The organism is Paraburkholderia phenazinium, assembly GCF_900100735.1.
Taxonomy (GTDB): domain Bacteria; phylum Pseudomonadota; class Gammaproteobacteria; order Burkholderiales; family Burkholderiaceae; genus Paraburkholderia; species Paraburkholderia phenazinia.
The window spans coordinates 1-18,331 of record NZ_FNCJ01000018.1; the positions used below are offsets into that span (position 1 = coordinate 1).

At 63.9% G+C, this 18,331-nt stretch carries 24 protein-coding genes and 3 pseudogenes; 13 read left to right on the forward strand and 14 right to left on the reverse strand.

Annotation, left to right across the window (positions count from 1 at the left end; all coding sequences use genetic code 11):
* The 8 genes and pseudogenes from BLQ92_RS30025 to BLQ92_RS30060 form a co-directional block, all read right to left on the reverse strand.
* A pseudogene (locus tag BLQ92_RS30025) lies at positions 1–323 on the reverse strand (hopanoid biosynthesis associated radical SAM protein HpnJ); the annotation flags it as partial.
* 470 nt (positions 324–793) lie between these two features.
* Positions 794–1,015, reverse strand: a complete 222-nt coding sequence (locus BLQ92_RS30030) for a YXWGXW repeat-containing protein (RefSeq protein ID WP_090690653.1) — start codon at positions 1,013–1,015, stop codon at positions 794–796.
* A gap of 53 nt (positions 1,016–1,068) precedes the next feature.
* Positions 1,069–2,217 carry a DUF1501 domain-containing protein gene (locus tag BLQ92_RS30035; protein WP_090690655.1) on the reverse strand — a complete coding sequence of 383 codons (1,149 nt, stop codon included), beginning with the start codon at positions 2,215–2,217 and terminating at the stop codon, positions 1,069–1,071.
* 5 nt (positions 2,218–2,222) lie between these two features.
* Positions 2,223–3,641 carry a DUF1800 domain-containing protein gene (locus tag BLQ92_RS30040; RefSeq protein WP_090690657.1) on the reverse strand — a complete coding sequence of 473 codons (1,419 nt, stop codon included), beginning with the start codon at positions 3,639–3,641 and terminating at the stop codon, positions 2,223–2,225.
* Positions 3,642–3,785: 144 nt separating this feature from the next.
* Positions 3,786–4,325: a periplasmic heavy metal sensor gene (locus BLQ92_RS30045; RefSeq protein ID WP_090690661.1), complete on the reverse strand. Its 540-nt coding sequence runs from the start codon at positions 4,323–4,325 to the stop codon at positions 3,786–3,788.
* On the reverse strand, positions 4,322–4,744 hold the full coding sequence (locus BLQ92_RS30050; protein ID WP_090690662.1) for a hypothetical protein: 423 nt from the start codon (positions 4,742–4,744) through the stop codon (positions 4,322–4,324). Before BLQ92_RS30050 ends, BLQ92_RS30045 begins: the two co-directional genes overlap by 4 nt.
* Positions 4,741–5,346, reverse strand: coding sequence for an RNA polymerase sigma factor (locus BLQ92_RS30055; protein ID WP_090690665.1), 606 nt, complete (start codon positions 5,344–5,346; stop codon positions 4,741–4,743). Before BLQ92_RS30055 ends, BLQ92_RS30050 begins: the two co-directional genes overlap by 4 nt.
* Before the next feature lie 194 nt (positions 5,347–5,540).
* Complete coding sequence (locus BLQ92_RS30060) at positions 5,541–5,843, reverse strand: YXWGXW repeat-containing protein (protein WP_090690668.1); 303 nt, start codon at positions 5,841–5,843, stop codon at positions 5,541–5,543.
* A gap of 136 nt (positions 5,844–5,979) precedes the next feature.
* Here BLQ92_RS30060 and BLQ92_RS30065 point away from each other — a divergent pair, with 136 nt between their 5' ends.
* The 3 genes from BLQ92_RS30065 (at position 5,980) to BLQ92_RS30075 (ending at position 8,100) form a co-directional block, all read left to right on the forward strand.
* The gene (locus BLQ92_RS30065; protein ID WP_090690670.1) at positions 5,980–6,786 is read left to right on the forward strand and encodes an AraC family transcriptional regulator; all 807 of its coding nucleotides are present in this window, start codon (positions 5,980–5,982) and stop codon (positions 6,784–6,786) included.
* A 112-nt stretch (positions 6,787–6,898) separates the two neighbouring features.
* Positions 6,899–7,861 carry a quinone oxidoreductase family protein gene (locus tag BLQ92_RS30070; RefSeq protein ID WP_090690673.1) on the forward strand — a complete coding sequence of 321 codons (963 nt, stop codon included), beginning with the start codon at positions 6,899–6,901 and terminating at the stop codon, positions 7,859–7,861.
* 62 nt (positions 7,862–7,923) lie between these two features.
* Positions 7,924–8,100: a DUF1427 family protein gene (locus tag BLQ92_RS30075; protein WP_090690676.1), complete on the forward strand. Its 177-nt coding sequence runs from the start codon at positions 7,924–7,926 to the stop codon at positions 8,098–8,100.
* Here the strand turns inward: BLQ92_RS30075 and BLQ92_RS30080 are convergent.
* Positions 8,101–8,453 (reverse strand): annotated as a pseudogene (locus BLQ92_RS30080) (hypothetical protein). It lies immediately after the preceding gene.
* A 155-nt stretch (positions 8,454–8,608) separates the two neighbouring features.
* Here BLQ92_RS30080 and BLQ92_RS30085 point away from each other — a divergent pair.
* Both BLQ92_RS30085 and BLQ92_RS30090 read left to right on the forward strand, forming a co-directional pair.
* A pseudogene (locus BLQ92_RS30085) lies at positions 8,609–8,821 on the forward strand (LysR substrate-binding domain-containing protein); the annotation flags it as partial.
* A 72-nt stretch (positions 8,822–8,893) separates the two neighbouring features.
* Positions 8,894–9,487, forward strand: coding sequence for a DUF4337 domain-containing protein (locus BLQ92_RS30090; RefSeq protein WP_090690682.1), 594 nt, complete (start codon positions 8,894–8,896; stop codon positions 9,485–9,487).
* 89 nt (positions 9,488–9,576) lie between these two features.
* Here BLQ92_RS30090 and BLQ92_RS30095 read toward each other — a convergent pair whose 3' ends face one another.
* The 3 genes from BLQ92_RS30095 to BLQ92_RS30105 form a co-directional block, all read right to left on the reverse strand.
* The gene (locus tag BLQ92_RS30095) at positions 9,577–10,845 is read right to left on the reverse strand and encodes an RNA polymerase sigma factor (protein ID WP_090691161.1); all 1,269 of its coding nucleotides are present in this window, start codon (positions 10,843–10,845) and stop codon (positions 9,577–9,579) included.
* A 125-nt stretch (positions 10,846–10,970) separates the two neighbouring features.
* Positions 10,971–11,384 carry a YciI family protein gene (locus BLQ92_RS30100; RefSeq protein ID WP_090690685.1) on the reverse strand — a complete coding sequence of 138 codons (414 nt, stop codon included), beginning with the start codon at positions 11,382–11,384 and terminating at the stop codon, positions 10,971–10,973.
* Between the two features lie 175 nt (positions 11,385–11,559).
* Entirely contained in the window at positions 11,560–11,913 is a 354-nt protein-coding gene (locus BLQ92_RS30105; RefSeq protein ID WP_090690688.1) for a YciI family protein, read from the reverse strand.
* On the opposite strand from BLQ92_RS30105, the gene BLQ92_RS30110 reads away from it, so the two are divergent.
* The 6 genes from BLQ92_RS30110 to BLQ92_RS30135 all read left to right on the forward strand — a co-directional run bounded on the left by BLQ92_RS30110 (position 11,912) and on the right by BLQ92_RS30135 (position 14,372).
* Positions 11,912–12,313, forward strand: coding sequence for a hypothetical protein (locus BLQ92_RS30110; RefSeq protein WP_090690690.1), 402 nt, complete (start codon positions 11,912–11,914; stop codon positions 12,311–12,313). The genes BLQ92_RS30105 and BLQ92_RS30110 overlap by 2 nt on opposite strands.
* Before the next feature lie 64 nt (positions 12,314–12,377).
* Positions 12,378–12,626, forward strand: a complete 249-nt coding sequence (locus tag BLQ92_RS30115) for a FitA-like ribbon-helix-helix domain-containing protein (RefSeq protein WP_090690693.1) — start codon at positions 12,378–12,380, stop codon at positions 12,624–12,626.
* On the forward strand, positions 12,623–13,042 hold the full coding sequence (locus BLQ92_RS30120; RefSeq protein ID WP_090690697.1) for a type II toxin-antitoxin system VapC family toxin: 420 nt from the start codon (positions 12,623–12,625) through the stop codon (positions 13,040–13,042). Before BLQ92_RS30115 ends, BLQ92_RS30120 begins: the two co-directional genes overlap by 4 nt.
* 72 nt (positions 13,043–13,114) lie before the next feature.
* A complete protein-coding gene (locus tag BLQ92_RS30125; protein ID WP_090690699.1) occupies positions 13,115–13,303 on the forward strand; it encodes a glycine zipper 2TM domain-containing protein in 189 nt (62 codons plus the stop codon).
* 179 nt (positions 13,304–13,482) lie between these two features.
* The gene (locus BLQ92_RS30130) at positions 13,483–13,935 is read left to right on the forward strand and encodes a GNAT family N-acetyltransferase (RefSeq protein ID WP_090690702.1); all 453 of its coding nucleotides are present in this window, start codon (positions 13,483–13,485) and stop codon (positions 13,933–13,935) included.
* Positions 13,936–14,018: 83 nt separating this feature from the next.
* Positions 14,019–14,372 (forward strand): DOPA 4,5-dioxygenase family protein, encoded by a 354-nt coding sequence (locus tag BLQ92_RS30135; RefSeq protein WP_090690705.1) that lies wholly within the window; start codon positions 14,019–14,021, stop codon positions 14,370–14,372.
* Positions 14,373–14,421: 49 nt separating this feature from the next.
* Here BLQ92_RS30135 and BLQ92_RS30140 read toward each other — a convergent pair whose 3' ends face one another.
* Complete coding sequence (locus tag BLQ92_RS30140; protein WP_090691165.1) at positions 14,422–14,730, reverse strand: high-potential iron-sulfur protein; 309 nt, start codon at positions 14,728–14,730, stop codon at positions 14,422–14,424.
* A gap of 365 nt (positions 14,731–15,095) precedes the next feature.
* Between BLQ92_RS30140 and BLQ92_RS30145 the strand changes: the two genes are divergently transcribed.
* Positions 15,096–16,319: a DUF1444 domain-containing protein gene (locus BLQ92_RS30145; RefSeq protein ID WP_244106111.1), complete on the forward strand. Its 1,224-nt coding sequence runs from the start codon at positions 15,096–15,098 to the stop codon at positions 16,317–16,319.
* A gap of 264 nt (positions 16,320–16,583) precedes the next feature.
* Positions 16,584–17,357: a hypothetical protein gene (locus BLQ92_RS30150; RefSeq protein WP_090690708.1), complete on the forward strand. Its 774-nt coding sequence runs from the start codon at positions 16,584–16,586 to the stop codon at positions 17,355–17,357.
* A gap of 34 nt (positions 17,358–17,391) precedes the next feature.
* Here the strand turns inward: BLQ92_RS30150 and BLQ92_RS30155 are convergent, their stop codons facing one another.
* Positions 17,392–18,186 (reverse strand): sulfite exporter TauE/SafE family protein, encoded by a 795-nt coding sequence (locus BLQ92_RS30155; RefSeq protein ID WP_090690711.1) that lies wholly within the window; start codon positions 18,184–18,186, stop codon positions 17,392–17,394.
* Positions 18,187–18,331: the final 145 nt, after the last annotated feature.

Sequence of the window (18,331 nt, forward strand, 5' to 3'; positions counted from 1 at the left end):
CCGATCAGCACCGACGGTTTGCGCTGCTTGAGGTCCTGCGCAAACATCGCATCGGTGGGGAACGACGGCGTGCTGGTGTGGATGATGACGAGGTCGTACTGCTGCGCGATCTCGAGCGAGGCCTCGACCGACAGGCCATCGGCCGGCGCATCGAGCACGCGGCTGTCCGGCACCAGTGCCGCGGGCTGCGCGAGCCAGGTGGGATACCAGAACGAGCGAATCTCGCGCTTCGCCTGATAGCGCGAACCCGCGCCGCCATCGAAACCGTCATATGACGGGGCCTGCAAAAACAGCGTTTTCATGAATGCTCCGGCCAGCTCCATTGAGCTTGATAGCGAGGGGAACGAATGTTGTTGTATGCGGAAAACGCCTATGCGACAGCACGAGGCTTCCGGATAGGCGTCTCCAGGTGCGCAAAGCCGCTCAGAAAGCTAACCCGCCGCAATAGTTGAATCAACCTGGAATGTCTCCCCGGGCGCCGTTTTGCATGGCGCTGTCGTGTTTGAAGGCAAGTCGTATGCAAAGCGTAAAACTCGGATCCAAAAGGCGAACCGCGTTCTTCGATTATCGGCCCTGTCCATGGAGATTTTGTGAATCTGGGAAAGAGCGCAGGAAATCGCCGACGCAGCGGTGCTGACGGGCAATCCGTTAGAAGCCGCCGAACACCGCTGCAGAAGGGGAGAGAATGCGTTTCCGCTTGCCGGATGGCGGCGAGCCGCTATTTCTAAACGGGGAGCGCGCATTGCACGCACTCCCTTCGAGCAAAAGCAAACAGCAAAAACGTCGGCTTAGCTTAGTAACCCGGCGCCCAGTGACCGTGCTCCCATTCCCAATGGTTGCCTTCCCAGCGATAGTGGCCCTTCACCCAGTGATAGCCCGGTGCGGGGGCCGCTGGCACCACTTCGACGAGCGGCGCGGGCTGCGGCGGCCGCGCCGGTTCGACGACGCATGCGCTAAGCAAGGAAGCGCACACACAAGAAAGCAAAGCAGCGGTGAAGGTCGATCGCTTTTTCATGTAAATCTCCTGTTTTTAGAACTGCTACTACCCATCCATAGCCAGGCTGCGCGCTAGCTACGGATCAAACCGGTCAACGGTTGCGTGGACCCCGCTTGCGCAAATAGCGCGGTGGCGGCGCGATGCGGATCGAGCCCGAGGCTCTCACTTGCGGCGCCTGCGATCAGGGCGTCCAGTCCAGTGGTGGGCCTGAGGTCGCGCGCCTGGTAAAGATCGCTCGACTTCAAGCCCGGCCAGTCAGCAAGTACGCGTCCGCCGTTCACGGCGCCGCCGATCAGCATGGCCACAGAACCCGTTCCATGATCCGTGCCGCCGGTTCCGTTGGCAGCCGCGGTGCGCCCGAACTCGGTGGCAACCAGCACCGTCGTCTTGTCCCATATAGGCCCGAGGCCGTCGCGCAAGGACGCGAGCATGGTGTCGAGCGCTTTCAGTTGGTTGGACAGACGCGGGTTCTGCGCGCTATGCGTATCCCAGCCGCCGGTTTCGATCATCGCCAGGCGCGGGCCGTCGTCGCGGGCCAGAAAGCTCGCGGCGAGCTTGCCGAGGCTGGCCGGGTCCTGGCGCGCACCGGCATCGCCAGCAAGGCCGCGTGCCGCCATGGCCGATTCCCACAGCGGCCTCAACTGCGCATCCTGGTTGTAAAGGTCCGAGACCCGCGTGAGCAGATCGTCCGGCGCTTGCGGCAAACCCGAAGGCGCGTACGAGGTCACATTCGCCTTGCCGCGCAGCGCCATCGGCACGGTCGGCGCAAATGCGATGGCGTTTTCGTGGCTCGACGGCAGCAGTGCGGCCAGCCGGTTCAGCCAGCCGTCCTTCACCTGATAGGGCGACGTGCCGCCTGTCTCGAGCACATTCTGGCCGTCGAAATGCGAGCGGTCGCGATACGGCGAGGCCACCGCATGGACGAACAACGCCTGGCCGGACCCGTACATCCTGGCGGTTTCGACGAGCGAAGGGTGCAACGCGAAAGTGCCGTTGAGTTTGGTCGCGGTCGACGGGTCGATGGCGAGCGCGCCGCGCAAGCTTGCATAGGATGGCTCAGCATATGGCACCACGATGTTCAGGCCATCGGCGGCGCCGCGCTGGATCACGAAGATGAAACGGCGGTCGGTCTCGGCGCTCGCGAAGGCCATGTGCGGCGACACGAGAATCGCACCGGCACCGGCGGCGGCGAAGTTGAGAAACTGGCGACGGGACATCATGGCGGTTATCTCCGTTGAAAATCGGGCGACACGAGCAGCAGCGCGACCGCGGTCGATACGCTTTCGGCTCGCGACACCGCGGTCTCGGTCGGCGCACTGATCGAGCCGACCAGCAGCGTCTGGCCCAAAGTATGTGGATCGAGGCGGTCGCCCACGCGCGCCGCAAAACGCTGCGCCACTTCCACCCGGCGCACGAGCGCATCGGGGGCGGCCCAGCTCGCCGCGATATCGTCGTAACCGGCGGGCGAACCCGGCCGCCACACGGGCTGGCCCAGTTGTGTCAGCAACGGCGCGCTCTGCAGATTGCCGACGTCCTGCCAGCCGAGACCGCGCATCGACGAAATGGTCCATTCCCACGGCGTTTTGAACTTCACCGCTACGGGCGACCACGCTTCCTGCGAATCGATCAGCGCGCGATAGACGGTCGGCAAGTCGCCGCCGCTGCGCTCGAATGCGTTGGCAAGCCGCTCGGTGACGGCAGGTGGTGGGTTATCCGAAACAAAGTGGCGGGCGAGCTTGCCGGCAATATGTTGCGCGGTGGCCGGCGACGCCGCGAGGTCGTGCAGGATCGCCAGCGCCTGGTCCTCGCCCTGCTGATCGTAGCGGCGCCCCATGATGGTCCGCGAACCCGGCTCATGCACCTGGGGGCGGAACACAAAGGCGCCGGGCGCCGCGCCGTTGGGCTGCGGCCCTTTGATGCCCGCCACGCTCCAGCCGGTCAGCGCGCGGGCGAATTCGGTCACGTCAGCCTGCGTATAGCCGCTGCGCACGCCCAGCGTGTGCAGCTCCATGATTTCGCGTGCGAGGTTCTCGTTGAGCCCGCGTTTGTTGTCCGGATTGCGCTCTTCCGCGCGCATCGCCGCCTTGCTGTCCGGACCGACCGAGCGCGTCTGGTCGAGAAAAATCTGCATTGCGGGATGCTGTTCCACCGCGACCAGCATGTCGTCGAAGCGGCCCAGCACGTGCGGGCGGATCGCTTCCATTTCGAACGCGCCTGCGAGCGCCGCGACTTGCGGCTTCTCTGTAGAGACCGCGAAGTGATTGGCCCAGAAATGCACCAGCCGATCGATAAACGGCGTCGTGCTGGTCAAGGCACTGCTGACGCGCACATTCACCGCCGTGCGATACACATCGCGGATTTCGCCGCGCATCGCCTTGTTAGCAGCCTGTTTAGCGGCCTGATTGGCGGCCGGATCGGCGTTCGTGTTGGCGTTGACGTTCTGCTGGCGTTGCTCGCCCAGCTCGGTTGCCAGCGCGACCGCAGTCGGCTGGCCCGCCCATGCCGCAGGCAGCGGCTGATACTGATCGAACTGCGCTAGCAGCCATCCCTTGGGGTCGGCGGGCGGGGTGTCTTCCGGGCGGGCGCCGAGACCGAAACGGTTCAGCGCAATCGCCGCGGCATTGTCGGGGGCTGAGGTGATCATGCGCATTCCTTCGAGCGTTGCGTACCTTCTTTAAACGCTGGAGGCCGGCATTTCCGTCGCGTCTCGCAGAAGATTTATTTGATTCTTCCAGCTTGCTCGAAGCTCGCCCCTCTTATTGACTGCTTGTTTGCTGCTTACTTCAACTCAGTCGCTTGCAGGCGCCCCGCTCGCCGCCTCGCTCGCTTGCGAACTCGCCGGCTTCTTGCCCTTGGCCCCCGACGCGGGCGTCGGTTCACGCCACTGCCCTGCCTGCTTCAGACCTTCAGCAAACTTGACGCGCTCCTCCGGCGTAAGAGTCGTCGCGAAGTCCGCAACGCTGCTTTCGACCTCGGTACGCAGCGCAATATCGGCGTCGCGCGTGCGCTTGAGCGCAACGTCGAGCGCGGCGCGATCGAATTGCGGCGCGGCCAGCAAGGCCAGCACCTCATGACGTCCTTCGCGGCCCTCGCGTGCGTAGTCCTTGCCTTCGCGGCGCGCTTCCTTGAGCCCCTCAAGGAACTCCTTCTGACGCTCAGACGACAGGCCATCCGTGGCGAAACGCAGCGCAGTGCGCGCCTGCGGCGCCTTGGCGACACTATCGTGCGTGGCGAACCATTGATAAGCACCGCCCGCAATACCACCCAGTAAAAACACGTTCAATACGAACGAACCCGCCAGCAGGATTTTCCATGAACGGTCGCTCATTCGCCGCTCCAGTCGACGCTTGAACCGCCGAAGCTCGAAGTCAGATAGGACGACGATTCATGCACTTGCGGCGGCGTGCCGGTCAGGACAAAAAACGACACGGCAAAGGCGCCCGCCAGACCGCCTGCCAGGCCGATACCGGCAAACGCCGCGCCCTGCCACCAGAGCCGCGTGCGCGGTTTGCGCGGATGCCGCGCGGGTGCCGTAGCGACAATCCGGTCGACGAACGAGCGCTCCGGCGGCGCGATGGTGTGGCTTGTCAGCCAGGCGTCGAGGCTAGCCGATTCGGCGAGCACGGCATCCGCCTCGCTCCGGTGCAGATCGGCCCATGCCTCGGCCGCCGCGCGCTCCTCGTCCGGCCAGCGGCGCGGATCGGCGCCGTAGGCGTCGACGATGGTGCGAAATCTCTCTGGTGTCATGGCATATCCTTGCTAAAGCCGCTGCCGGCCAGTTGTGCGCGCAGACTGCGGCGGGCGCGCGCCAGCAAACTTTCGAGGGCGTCGACGGTGATGCCCATCAGGGCGGCAGCTTCGATATTCGACAGCTCCTGGTAGTAGTTGAGCACCAGGGCTTCGCGCTGCCGCACCGGCAATGCAGCAAGCGCCGTGCGCACCCGTTCGTCGCGCACGCGGGCTTCCAGTTGCATGTCGGGTGAGCTGTGCGGATCGGCGGCCTCGTCGGGCAGTTCGGCGACCGGGTCTTCGCGCCGCCCGCGCAGGCGGTCGTAACAAAGATTCAGCGCCACGCGGTGAATCCACGTGTCGAATCGGGCCTCGCCTTCTTTCCAGTGCGGGGCCTGTTTCCAGATACGCACGAAGGCCTCCTGTGCCACGTCTTCCGCTTCCATACGGTCTCCCAACATGCGCGTCGCGAGCGCGAGCAGACGCGGCAGCTTGCGCGACACGAGCGTGCGCACCGCTGCCGGGTCCTGCTCGCCGACCCGTGCGACCAGGTCCGCGTCGGGATCGCGCTCGCTCAAGGCGCGCAATCCCGTGACATCCCCGGCACGTGCGGCTGCCACCGCTGCGCCCGGACAGATCGTGTCGCGACACGAGCGTTTCTCACTTGCCGTTGCTCCAGGAGGTGCGCGTTGCGCTTGTTTTCACTTGAGTCCTCAATATACGACGACGGCAGGATGGTAATACGCCGGATGGGCCGGCACCACGACGCAGCCGGCCAGCGTTGCCGCCGCGAGCGCCAGAATCAAAAGCGTTTTCACGGAGCCCAGTGCCCCTCTACCCAATGCCAGTTCGGGCCGTGCTGCACCCAATGGCCCGGCACCCAGTGATAACCGACCCGCACCGGCTGCCAGTGGCCCGGCACCCAGACGTATTGACCGTGATCCCAGCGCCAGCGGCCGTGGTCCCAGACATAGCCTGTGCGCGGCGCCGGCACGACCTCGACGCGCGGCGGCGGCGGCGCCATTGGCGCAATGATGACTTCCTGGGCGATGGCGGCGGTCGCTGCCAGCGTGATCGTGGCCGAGACCAGCAGCCGCGTGAGGGTGTTGTATTTCATGTAAAGCTCCCGTAGGTTTGAGTATTCTTGCGATACGCGGAATGGCTCCGTTTCGTCTTAAACGCGGCTGCCGGGAAAATCCGTCGCTTATTTTTTGCAGCCGTGCCCGCCAACCTTTAGCCGATCCCGACCCACTGTGTCCCAAGCCCGCCCTCCCGAACTCCCCGAAGACGACGACGCCCGCTCGCTGGCGCGGCGCTATCCCCGCGGGACGCACATCGAGCCGCACTCGCACACCTGGGCGCAGGTGCTGTACGCGGTGGCCGGCGTGATGTGGGTGGAAGTCGGCCGCGAGGCGCTGGTCGTGCCGCCGCAGCGCGCGGTATGGCTGCCGGCGGGCGCCGTGCACTCGATCCACATGATGAGCGAGGTCGAGATGCGCAATATCTATCTGCACAAGCGCAACGTCCAGCATCTCAGCAAAGAGAGCGATGTCTTTGAAATCAACGGCTTGCTACGCGAGCTCATTACCACGATCGCCGAGTACGAGCACACCCATGCCCGCGACAGCGCGTACCTCGAAACGGCCTATAAGCTCGCCATGCTGGAGCTCGTGCATGCGCCCCGCTCGTCGCTGCGCATTCCGCTGCCCGATGCGTCGGATCGCCGGCTCGACGCGCTGTGCCGGGCGGTGATCGAGAACCCGTCGATTGCCATCAGCTTCGAGCAACATGCCGCCTCGGTCGGGGCGAGCGTGCGCACGCTCGCGCGGCTGTTCACCCGTGAGCTCGGCATTGGCTTTTCCGAGTGGCGGCGCCAGGTGCAGCTTGCTGTCGCGGTGTCGGGGCTCGCCGAGGGCCGCTCGGTCAGCAGCATTGCGCGCTCCCTCGGTTATCTGCCAAGCAGCTTCAGCGACATGTTCCGGCGCGAACTCGGCGCGCCGCCGACCGAATTCGATGCGCAGGAAACCCTCAGCACGGCGCGTGAGGAAAGCAGAGCCTAGGCGCGCCCTCTGTCCGAAATTCGAAAGTTCTTGTCTCAACAATGTCCACTCGGCCACCTAGAATGGGTTCAACGCTGCACCGTGCAGCACCAACCGATCAGGAGCCGTGTCGATGAAAGCCATCCAGTTCAAGTCCTTTGGCAGCCCCGATGTACTCGAATACGTCGATCTGCCCACCCCGACGGCGGACGCAGAAAGCGCCGTAGTCCAGGTCAAGAGCGCCTCGGTGAATCCGAGCGACGTCAAGAACGTCTCCGGCCACTTCGAGCACACCGAGTTGCCCCGCGCGCCGGGCCGCGACTTCAGCGGTGTCGTCGTGGAAGGTCCGGCCGAGTGGCTCGGCGCCGAAGTGTGGGGCACCGGCGGTGACATCGGTTTCACGCGCGACGGCACCCACGCCGAATTCATCAAGATTCCGCTCGCCGCGTTGTCGCGCAAGCCGAAAACGCTCAGTCACGAACAGGCCGCGGCGATTGGCGTGAACTTCGTGGTGGCGTGGCTCGGCACGGTCGACTACGCGCAACTGAAGGCTGGCGAGACGATTGCGGTGATCGGCGCCGGCGGCGGTGTGGGCGGTGCGGTGGTGCAGATTGCCAAGGCACGCGGCTGCCGCGTGATCGGGGTCGACCGTCAGGCGCCGCTGGCGGATTCGCCGGCTGGCCGCCTGATCGACGAGTTCGTACCGTTCGACGAGCATGCGGCGGAGCGCGTCAAGGCGCTGACCGGCGGCGGCGTCGATGTGGTGTACGACTCGGTGGGCGGGGTTGCTTTCGAAACCGCGCTGGGGCTCGTCAAGCGCCGTGGACGGGTGGTGGAGATCAGCGCGACTGGCAAGCGCCGCGTCGAGTTCGACTTGATCGACTTCTACCATAACGAAACGCAACTGCTCGGCGTGGATAGCGCCAAGCTGGGGGTAGCCGAGTCGGCGCGGCTGATGACGGCGCTCGTCGAAGGCTTCGAGAGCGGCGCGTTGCAACCGCCTGCGATTGCCGAGCGGTTCGAGCTGGCGCGCACCCGCGAAGCCTACCAGGCGGTCGCAGCCGGCACGCGCGGCCGGGTCGTCATCACGATGTGAGCTGTGGTTGGTGCGGCGGTGCAAATGCCCGCCGCGCGCCATCAACAGAGGATCAAACAATCATGAAAGCCTATTTCGTCTCCTTGGTGGTGGGCGTGGTGGTCGGCGTGTTCTATAGCGTCGTCAATGTGAAATCGCCCGCACCGCCGACCATCGCACTCGTCGGGCTGCTCGGCATGCTCGGCGGTGAACATCTGATACCGCTGGTGCGGACGTTGTTCGGTTTTAGCGTGAACTAGTCACCACTTGCCCGCCGAGGCCCCGCCGTCGACGGGCAGCACGACGCCCGTCGTGAATTCGGCATCGGTCAGATACAGCACCGCGTCGACCACATCCCTGGTTGCCCCCATGCGCCCCACCGGCTGCCGCGACTTCATGAATTCATGTATAGCGCCCAACCGGTTTGGCGATAAACGCGCCCGCGTTGTTCACGAGGATATCCACCTTGCCGAAAGCGCCAATGGCGCGCTCGAACAACGTGCGGGACGTTGCCGACCACATTAAAGCCGCGGGCGAGATAAGCCTGCGCCAACGCAAGGCCGATGCCGCTGGAGGCGCGAGTAATGACGACGGTTCTAGTTTCGGTATTCACGGTTGAAGTCCCATGCAACATGGTTGCGGTTTGAGCGTAGTGAGAGCGAGCGCGAAACCACTGCAGTGCCGCGCCATACCGGGGAGCGGACGATCTCCCCGCTCACTTGCGGCCGACTATACTGATGCCGTTTGCACCGATAAATCTGCTTGTTCGCGCGGCACGGCGCGGGATTGTTTCAGACCTATCGTTTCGTGGTGGAGCGCGATCTGCGCGAAGGAAGCCTTGTCGAAGTGCTGCCGGAATACGGCGGCGCAACGCGGCCGTTTGTCTTGCTCTATCCGCATGGACGACTCCCGTCGGCCAAGGTGCGCTGCTTTGTGGATTTTCTGCTGGAACAACTCGCGCATCGCACTACGCGATCGTAAGCGCAACACGCTAAGATTTAGCCCCGCGTTGGAAGCGGCAAGAAATTCACCAGGTTTGTCCCGGAGTGTTGGATGTCAGATGAATTCGAAGTACATGGTCCGCACGACCATGCTGTTGAGCACGTTGGCGCAGGGCATAGCGCCCATGCGGACGCCGATCCGTTCGCCAGCCGCATGGCGGTGATGACGGCGATCCTCGCCACGATCGGCGCGATTTACGCCTACCAGAGCGGCACCAGCGAAAACCTCGCGCTTTACTACAAGAACGAAGCGGCCATCAAGAAGACCGAGGCCGCCAATCAATGGTCGTACTACCAGGCGAAGGGCGAGAAAGAAAATCTCGCTGAGCTGGGCGCCGCGCTGTCAGCGCCAGGCAGCGACGCGCACGCGAAATTCCTCGCCGATGTCGACAAGTACAAGCAGCAGAAAGACCCGATTCGCGCCAAGGCCGAAGCCATCGAAAAAGACGTGGCCGACAATGACGCGCAAAGCGAGAAGCTGCTGCACGGTCATCACCGCTGGGCTCAAGCCACCACGCTGATCCAGATCTCGATCGCGCTGACGGCCATTACCTTGCTCACACGCAAGAAATGGCTGCGCAACCTGTCGCTCGGTGCTGCTGCAGCCGGCATTCTGTTCGGCGTGGCGGCGTTCTTGTCTGTTTAAGCGAGCGCGTGTGCGGCGGGCTTATCGTCACCTTGGGTTTCCTGCAGTGGGTGTGGAGCGGTGTTAGCCGAGGCGAGGCACGCACGGCGTCAGCCGAGACGGGCCCGCTCCAGCAGCAACTCACGCTCGCGCGCATTGCGCGTCATCGCCGCGGCACGCTCGAATTCCGCGCGTGCCTCGTCCCTGCGCCCAAGCTTCGCCAGTAAATCCCCACGCACGCTGGGCAACCAATGATAGTTGGCAAGCGTCGCGTCGGCCGCCAGCGCGTCGACAATCTCCAGCGCTACCGCCGGGCCGAACGCCATGCCGACCGCGACCGCCCGGTTCAGCTCCACCACGGGCGATGGGCTCACCTGGGCAAGCGCGTCGTAGAGCGCAACGATCTGCTCCCAGTCGGTTTCCGCCGCGCTATGGGCGCGAGCATGACAAGCCGCCAGTGCCGCCTGCAACGCGTAGGGGCCACTCGCCCCGCCGAGCGCCTGGGCTCGCTCGAGCGCGGCCAACCCGCGCCGGATCAGCAGTATGTCCCAGCGGCTGCGGTCCTGCTCGAGCAGCAGGACGGGACGGCCCTCGCCGTCGATCCGCGCGTGCGTGCGCGAAGCCTGGATCTCCATCAGCGCGACGAGTCCATGCACTTCGCTTTCATCCGCCACGAGGCCTGCCAGCACCCGGCCCAGCCGTAGCGCCTCCTCGCACAAGGCGGGACGCATCCAGTCGTCGCCGGCGGTAGCCGAATAGCCTTCGTTGAAGATCAGGTAGATCACTTCGAGCACGGACCCGAGCCGCGCTGCGCGTGCGTCGGCACGCGGCACTTCGAATGGCACCTTGGCGGCCGTCAGCGTGCGCTTGGCACGCACGATCCGTTGCGCGATGGTCGGCTCGGGTACGAGGAACGCCCGCGCGATTTCATCGGTCGTCAAGCCTCCTAACAAACGCAGCGTGAGCGCGACCCGTGCATCGGTGGACAGCACCGGATGACACGCGGTAAAGACGAGCCGCAGCAAGTCGTCGCCAATGTCGTCCGCGCGCGCGGCGTCGAGCGCGTCGACAAAATCCGGCACGAGGTGGGCCTCCTGCGCGTCCAGGTCGCGGCCCAGCTCCTCGCGCTTGCGCGCATGCAGCACTTCCTGGCGCAAGCGGTCGAGCGCGCGGTTTTTGGCGGTCGCCATTAACCAGGCTCCAGGATTGTCAGGCACACCGTCTTCGGGCCAATGTTCGAGCGCCGCGACCAGCGCGTCCTGCGCCAGCTCTTCCGCAACGCCTACATCGCGGACCATGCGCGCCACACAGGCAATCACTTTCGCGGACTCGATGCGCCAGACAGCTTCGATCGCCCGATGCGTAGCTGCCGGATTCACGGTCATCTCAGTTCGCCTGCGGCGCGGGCCGATGCGCGTGACTCCGTCGCGACATGTGCTCGCAGACTACGAGGTTCACACTGAACTGGCCGTGCGTCATGGGTTGTTTCCTATCGTTATCCACCTTAGCGCCGCGTCGTATTGAGCTCGCGAAAAAGCTCCACGGACGGCCCCGGTTCAAAGTCTTCCAGTTCGAACAATTGCCGTACCTCGATTTCGCCGTCGGCGTGTTCGCCGAACGGAGCCGGGAAACGCCGCGCCCATTCCATTGCTTCTTCCCGCGAGCGCACCTGAATCAGCGTATAGCCCGCTACCAGTTCTTTGGTCTCTGCGAACGGACCGTCGATCACCGTGCGCCGTCCTTGCGAATAACGGATGCGCCAGCCCTTCGAACTCGGCTGCAAGCCGGTGGCGTCGAGCAACACGCCCGCCTTCGCCAGTTCCTCGTGATAGGCGCCCATCACCGCCATCAGGGACTCCTCCGGCATGGCGCCGGATTCGCTCTGCGCAGTCGCCTTAACCATGATCATGAATCGCATCGCAGTGCTCCTTGAGGTCGTGGAGATCGGCCCACATGGCCGCCTCTTCACTGACACGACGCGCGAGCCACGGCAAAATCGACAAGCGATCGGTTGGACCGGGAAAACCCTGAGCCCTGCGTCTCGATCGATCCGATCACCGGGAAGCCGGGTCGGTACTCGGCTCATGCTCAAGTCACTGATAACAGGGGCCGACCTCGCGTACCTCGACGGTGCACCATTGCGCGGCCGGGCAGGCTTCGGCGATCGCGACAACTTCTTCGCGCGTCTCGCAGGTCAGCAACAGGAAGCCGCCGATCATTTCCTTGGCCTCGGCAAACGGGCCGTCGATGAGGCGCCGCTGACCTTCGCGGACCTGCACCCGCACGGCTTTGCTGGTATTCGCGAGCGACTCGCAGGCAACCAGCAGTCCGCGTTTGCGCAAGTCTTCGGCATAGTTGGCCATCCGGTCGTAGAGCGCGCGCCCTTCCTCTTCGGTGCGGTCACTACGCTGATGAACGGGTTCAACGATGAGCAGCATGTAAGGCATGGAGGACTCCGTTGGATCGAACGAGGCGAGTTGGGCGGGCAGGGCTGGGGAAGTGCGTCCTCAAACATGGAACCTGCACGCGCAGACGATCGCTATGAAGGATGCGACGGGCAGTCTAACAAGCGCACAGGAATTACGCACCGGTGGGGTACTCGTCATCGCAGCGATCACGCCGGCTGCCGCGATTGAGATGCCATTTTCCGCCTACGGTTTCAGCGTCTATGACGAGGCAACGCTTGAGGGAACGTGCGTGGCGGCGGCCTTCCGGTCGGTGCAGATTACACATTATATGGAGCCGCTTACGAGGGCTACCGAAGAGGGCGCCATGCGCGAATTCATGTTGCTGCGAGTGTCAGTCAGGGAACGCAGCCGCCTTCTCAGATGGGCTCCGATCGCTTGACTGACAGGGATTGTGCAGCGTGCAATCATTGATTAAAATTGCATCAATGATTAATGGAGGGTCTATGGCAAGCATGACCATTCGAAATATCGACGACCAGTTAAAGGCGCGCTTACGCATCCAAGCGGCCACGCACGGGCGATCCATGGAGGACGAGGCCCGCGATATCCTTCGTACGGCACTGTCGGCTGAGCCGGTTCGAGGGGATTCTTTGATTAGCTCGATTCGGGCGAGAATCGAGCCGCTGAGGGGGATTGAACTGGAGTTGCCAACCCGCGAGTCCATCCGCAGCCCGATGGACCTCGGCGAATGATCGTCCTGGATACGAACGTTCTGTCGGAAGTTCTACGCCCCGCACCCGACCCCAACGTCCTGGCATGGCTGGCAAGACAGTTGCGCGCAGCGCTGTTTACGACGAGCGTCACGCGCAGTGAAATTCTCTACGGTGTTCAAGTGTTACCGTCCGGCCCCCGGAAAGATATGCTTCGAAACGCCGTACTGGGTATCTTCGACAGTGACTTTGCAGGGCAGGTGCTAAGTTTCGACAGCGATGCCGCCGACTTCTATGCCGACATCGCGGCGTCGCGCAGGTGCGCCGGACGCCCTATCAGCCAATTCGACGCGATGATCGCTGCGGTGGCCCGTTCGCGGGGGGCGAGTTTGGCCACCCGCAACGTCAAGGATTTCATCGATTGTGGGATTGAGGTCATCGATCCTTGGACCGCCTAGGCACCGCTGCACCGCATCCACGGCACATGAATTGCTCCACCCTCTGCATCAGCATGTACAGAGAGGTCGAAAATGAACACTCGATTCAGGTGGACAAGCATCGTGACGCTTGCGGTTCTGGCAGCGCTCTCGAGCGGCTGCACGCTAGGCGGTGCCGCCGCAGGCGGCGTGATCGGCAATGAAGCGACCAATCACAGCGTGGCTGGCACCGTGGGTGGCGCCGTGGTTGGCGGCGCGGTCGGCTACGAGTTGGGTAAATAAGAAAATGGGTAGGTCACCTGAGCAGGCAATCCGCTAGATAGCCCGCAATAAAAAACGTCTCGGCAACCCAGGTAAATTTGACACGCGCAGCGAGGCAGAGCAGACTGCCTCGCTCGCCGGGCCGCTGGAAGGCTGCGTCTGCCGCGGCAAAAAGCGGCCTTTTCACTCCCACCCGAAACATGATCGACCCTGCCATCACACTGCGTCCGGCCACCAATGCCGACGAGTCCTTTCTGCTCGGCTTGCGCCGGGCCACCATGACCGAACATCTCGAACGCGTCGGCGAACCATCCGACGCGGCGGCTCATCACGCTCGCTTGCAATACCGCTACGATGCGGCGCGCATTGTCTGTCTCGACGGCGTGGCAATCGGTTTGCTGAAAGCCTATCGCGACGCAACCGAGTGGCATCTGGTGCAATTGCAGATCGACCCGCACTACCAGGGACGCGGACTCGGCGAACAAATCATCAAAACCCTGCTTGCGGGTGCGCAAGCAGATGCGTTACCGGTATCGCTCAAGGTGCTGAAGGGTAATCCGGCAAAGCGTCTCTACGAACGCCTCGGCTTTCGCGAGATCAGTTCAGACGAGCGGGAATTCCACATGCGGTGGCAGCAAACGCACCAGGTCTGATCGGATCGGCGACCCACGCGGCATCTCGCACACAGATCCGCAAACTGCCTTATCCTGACGGTCTTCCCGCACCCATTCATCATATGACCTCTCCAGACGTCTCGGCTATCCAGGGCTGGCATGCCCACGTGTACTTCGACGCGGAACACCGCGACGCCGCATGGGCTCTGCGCGAGCAGATCGAAGCCCGCTTCGAGGGCAAGCTTCAACTGGGCCGCTTTCATGAGCGTCCGGTCGGCCCGCATCCAATGTGGTCCTATCAGCTCGCGTTTGAGCCGCCTTACTTCAGTGAGATCGTGGAATGGCTCACGCTCAACCACGGCGCACTGGACGTTTTTCTGCACCCCAATACCGACGACGAACTACGTGATCATCGCGATTCGGCGGTATGGATCGGTCACTCGCACGTACTCAAACTCGAAGTGTTCGGCCGCTGACCTGGCGTGGCGCCCTCGCCCACGCGTCGGGTCACACAGCACGCCTGCGCTACATGTTGCTATAAGAGCTGCACCAACCGGTCGCCGCCACCTGCTGCGTGCCGAACACCATGCATCCGCCCCAGGCATCCGATGCCTTGCCCTGAAACAGCGAGCAGTTGGCGCACGTCTGCCCCGCTACGTAGGTCGGAAACTTAGCTTTGTCGACGTTTGCCGCGACCTCTTTATATCCCAGCGCTTGCGCCTTGGGATCCGCTTCGCTGACCCGGGTCGCATCGGCAAGCGCCACGCGCGTCAGGGCGAGCGACGCTCCAACGCCGATGCTCAAAAAGACAAAACTGCGACGTGAGTTTTTCATGGTGGGGATGGGATGTTTTAGCTTCAATACCGCATCGATCGCGTTGGCGGATTCGTTCATTCCGATGGCCTTTGCTGAGTGAGTTGCGCTTGAGCGGGCCTGACGCTGGCGTGCCTCACACCCGGCCCGCCCTTGTCGGGCGATTGCCTGACGGGTTGGCGGGACAACAGACCAGCGCCTGTCTTCGGGGCGATTCTAGCCGGTGCCGCGCAGGCTTGCTGGCGAGGCCTTCAAGAATTGCCGCGCGAGGCCGTTATTCCTGACATGCCCACAAACTGGGCGACTGACCGGCTGCGCTTCGCGGCGACGTTCCCGCTGCGCCCGCCCGGCACGGCGCCCTCGACCGACTGTCTTCGCTCGCCTCAATGCCTTTGCTCAAGATGGGATTTTTCGACGCGCTGTTCGGACGCAAACCTTCGCCGGACGCGTTCGCCTCCCTGTTTATCGAGGCGGCCAAACGCCGCGGTTTTGGCGCCGCGCTGCGCTACAACGCGGACGAATACCGCCTCGAATATGGGGACAACGCCGTCTTCAATCTGCATCACGCGTACCGCGCTTACTGCGGCAGCGACAAGGCGCTGCGCGACGAATCGCTGCAAGGCTTCGTCGTCACGCTCTGCTCGAGCCAGCAGGCGGCGCCCGAGCATCTGTCCGACGCGCGCGCAAAGCTACGCCCGCTGATCCGCGGCCGCAGCATGCTCGAAGACGTGCGCCTGCATCAACTGCGCACGGCGGGCCGGGATGCCGCTTTCTCGCCGGCATGGCATGCGTTCGGCGAGGATTGCGCGGTGCTGCTGGCGCTCGACTATCCCGAGTTCACCTCGACGCTGATGAGCGGACCGGCGCAGTCATGGAACATCACGCTCGACGATGCTCTCGCGATCGCCCGCGATAACCTGCGCGACATGACCTCCGACACCTTTGTCGAGGTGGCGCGCGGCGTCTATCGCGGCGACTGGCGCGACGGTTACGACGCGAGCCGTGCGCTGCTGCCGGACCTGCTGCATCGTGCTCCGGTGCACGGCTGTCCGGTCTTCATGATCCCCACCCGCGACGTCTTGCTCGTCACCAGCAACAAGGACGACGGCGGGCTCGCGGCCATGGTCGACGCAAGCCGCGAAGCCGCCAAGACCGGCCGCCCGGTGTCGCCCTTCATGTACTGCTACGACGAAGGCCTGCGCCGCTTCACACCCCCGCAGCGCGAGGTGGCGCGGCGTCTCGCGCAACTCGCCCTGCGTTATCGCAAGGATGACTACGACACGCAGAAGGCCGCGCTCGATCGTCTGCACACCCAGGAAGGTCGCGATGTATTTGTCGCCAACTATCTGCTGTACGGCAGCAAGGACGAGACCGGCGAAATGTTCTCGGCGGCGACGTGGACAGCGGGCGTAGAAACCTTGTTGCCCGAGGCCGAACGGATCGTGCTGGTGTGGCCCGAATCGGGCGAGACGCGCATCGTGCCATGGCAGCAAATCGCGCCACTGATGGGCAGCCTGCTCGAAGCAGAACCGATGTATCCAGTGCGCTATCGCACCTGCGGTTTTCCGGATGCGGGGCAATTCGCATCGTTCGCGCGCAGCGAAGCCTAACCCTGCCCGGTTACACGTGGCGACTCAGGGGGCCTGGCTCTTGCTACCCCTTGGTGACGCCTGACAGCGGTCGCTGTCGTCACTCGCCCTGCTGCCTTACCTGCGGTAAGGGCGTTTGCTCTTTCCGCCCCTTACAAACCATCAAACTCCGCGGCCCCCTCTCCGATAACCCGTTCGATCAGGCTCGTGCCGTCAAAGTGAAGTCGCCTTTCGATTGCGCACACGCCATTGCAATTCAACGTGTTTATCTGGAGGAAATGGACCATGTCGCTCGATTCGTTTGGACTGACAATGGCGTCGCTGCCGACGCCCACCCCAACATCGGTGTCGTCGCCGGAGCCCACGCTTGCCAAAAAGCCGAGCACGAATGCCGGCACGTCCACGACGCCGACCGCCAGCACCGATCCACTGATGGCCGCACTGCAGCAGACGCTCTCGCAGCTCGGCTACAGCATGCCGGCTGGCTCGCCGACCACCAACGGCACAGACGCATCGGATAGCAGCGCAGACAGCACCAGCAGCGCAACCAGTTCCGCCAGCTCCGATGCGAGCAGCACCGGCACGCAGTTCCTCGCCGCGCTCTATCAGGCGCTGGCGTTGCAACAGTCGATCTCGGCAGGCGGCGGCAGCGCCTCGTCCGGCGATGCCTCGGCTAACGCGATCGCCAGCTTCAACGATCCGGCGTCTTCAGGAAGTGGCATCAGCGCCTATCGCGACCTTGGATCGCGGATTGCGGATCTGTCCAACGCATCGCGCGACTCGGTGGACGACACGGGCGACGCGGACGACACCGCTGGAGAATGGGACATCGAAATCGACGACGTGTCCGAGACCTCGGAGCCCGACGAAGCGGACGACGAAGATCCGATGGATACCGCGATGTCGAATCTAAGCGATGCGTTGCAGGCTCACGTCGCCGCGCTCGATCAGGACCCCGGTGCGACGGTCACGCTTTCCGATGTGCTCGACGGCTTGTCGAGCAGCGCCAGCAGTCTGAACTGGCAGCCGGTCGGTGTACTCGTCGACGTGTCGGCCTAAGAGCGGCCCGGGGGACGACTGGGTTGGCGAGCGCCTACAGCACCCCGGACTTCCATATCATCTGCGCGGCAGCCGCGAGTACGAACAGCAGCACCAGCTTGCGGAAAGTCGAAGGGTGCAGCTTGTCGCGCAGCGGCCGCACGATCAGCATGCCGGCGATCACGGGAATGCTCGCGGCGGCGGAGATGGCCAGATCGATCCAGCTTGCGTGCGCGCCGCCGCTGAACGCGGCGATCAGCGTGATGATGGAGACCACCAGGATGATGGCAATCTGCTTGGTGAACGCCTTGCCAGTTGCCCCGGTGGCGATCAGGTACATCGCCAGCAACGGGCCGGGTACTGACGCGATGCTCTCCATCACGGCGGCCCCGAAGCCGAGCACGAAACCCACCAGTTTGGCGATGCCCGGCGACAACGTGAGCCGCGGCGAGACGAACAGCAGCAACGCGGCGACGATCAGCAGAATGCCGGCGGCAGCTTGCGCGCGATGCGGCGCGAGCGAGATCAGCATCGTCACCCCGACGATGTTGCCCAGCACCGTGCCGACCAGCGGCGCCGCGATCCGCCGCACCGTGGCGAGCATCTGGCCGCCTTCGAACGCCTGCGGAATGTTGCCGAGAATGATTGGCATCGACAGCAGCAACACGGCCTGCTTGATCGGCAGGAAGTGGCTGAGAATCGGCATCGCGACGAGCGGCACACCGATGCTGACCACGCCCTTGACCATGCCGCCCAACAGCAGCGCGAGCACGATGCCGAGCAGCGCGTAGCCATCGAGGGCCTGCAGGGCAGAGCCTAAAACGCCATCGGAGAGATTGATGTGAACCATGGTGGAGTCTGTCCGCTATGACTGCGGAGTTGCGACTTCGAGCATCGCGCAGTGAAATTCGTGTCTTGGCCGGCCCGTCCGGGGCCCGGCCAACTGACAGGCGCCCATGCCCGCCGGAGCCGCATGATACCCCGGCGCGCGTCCG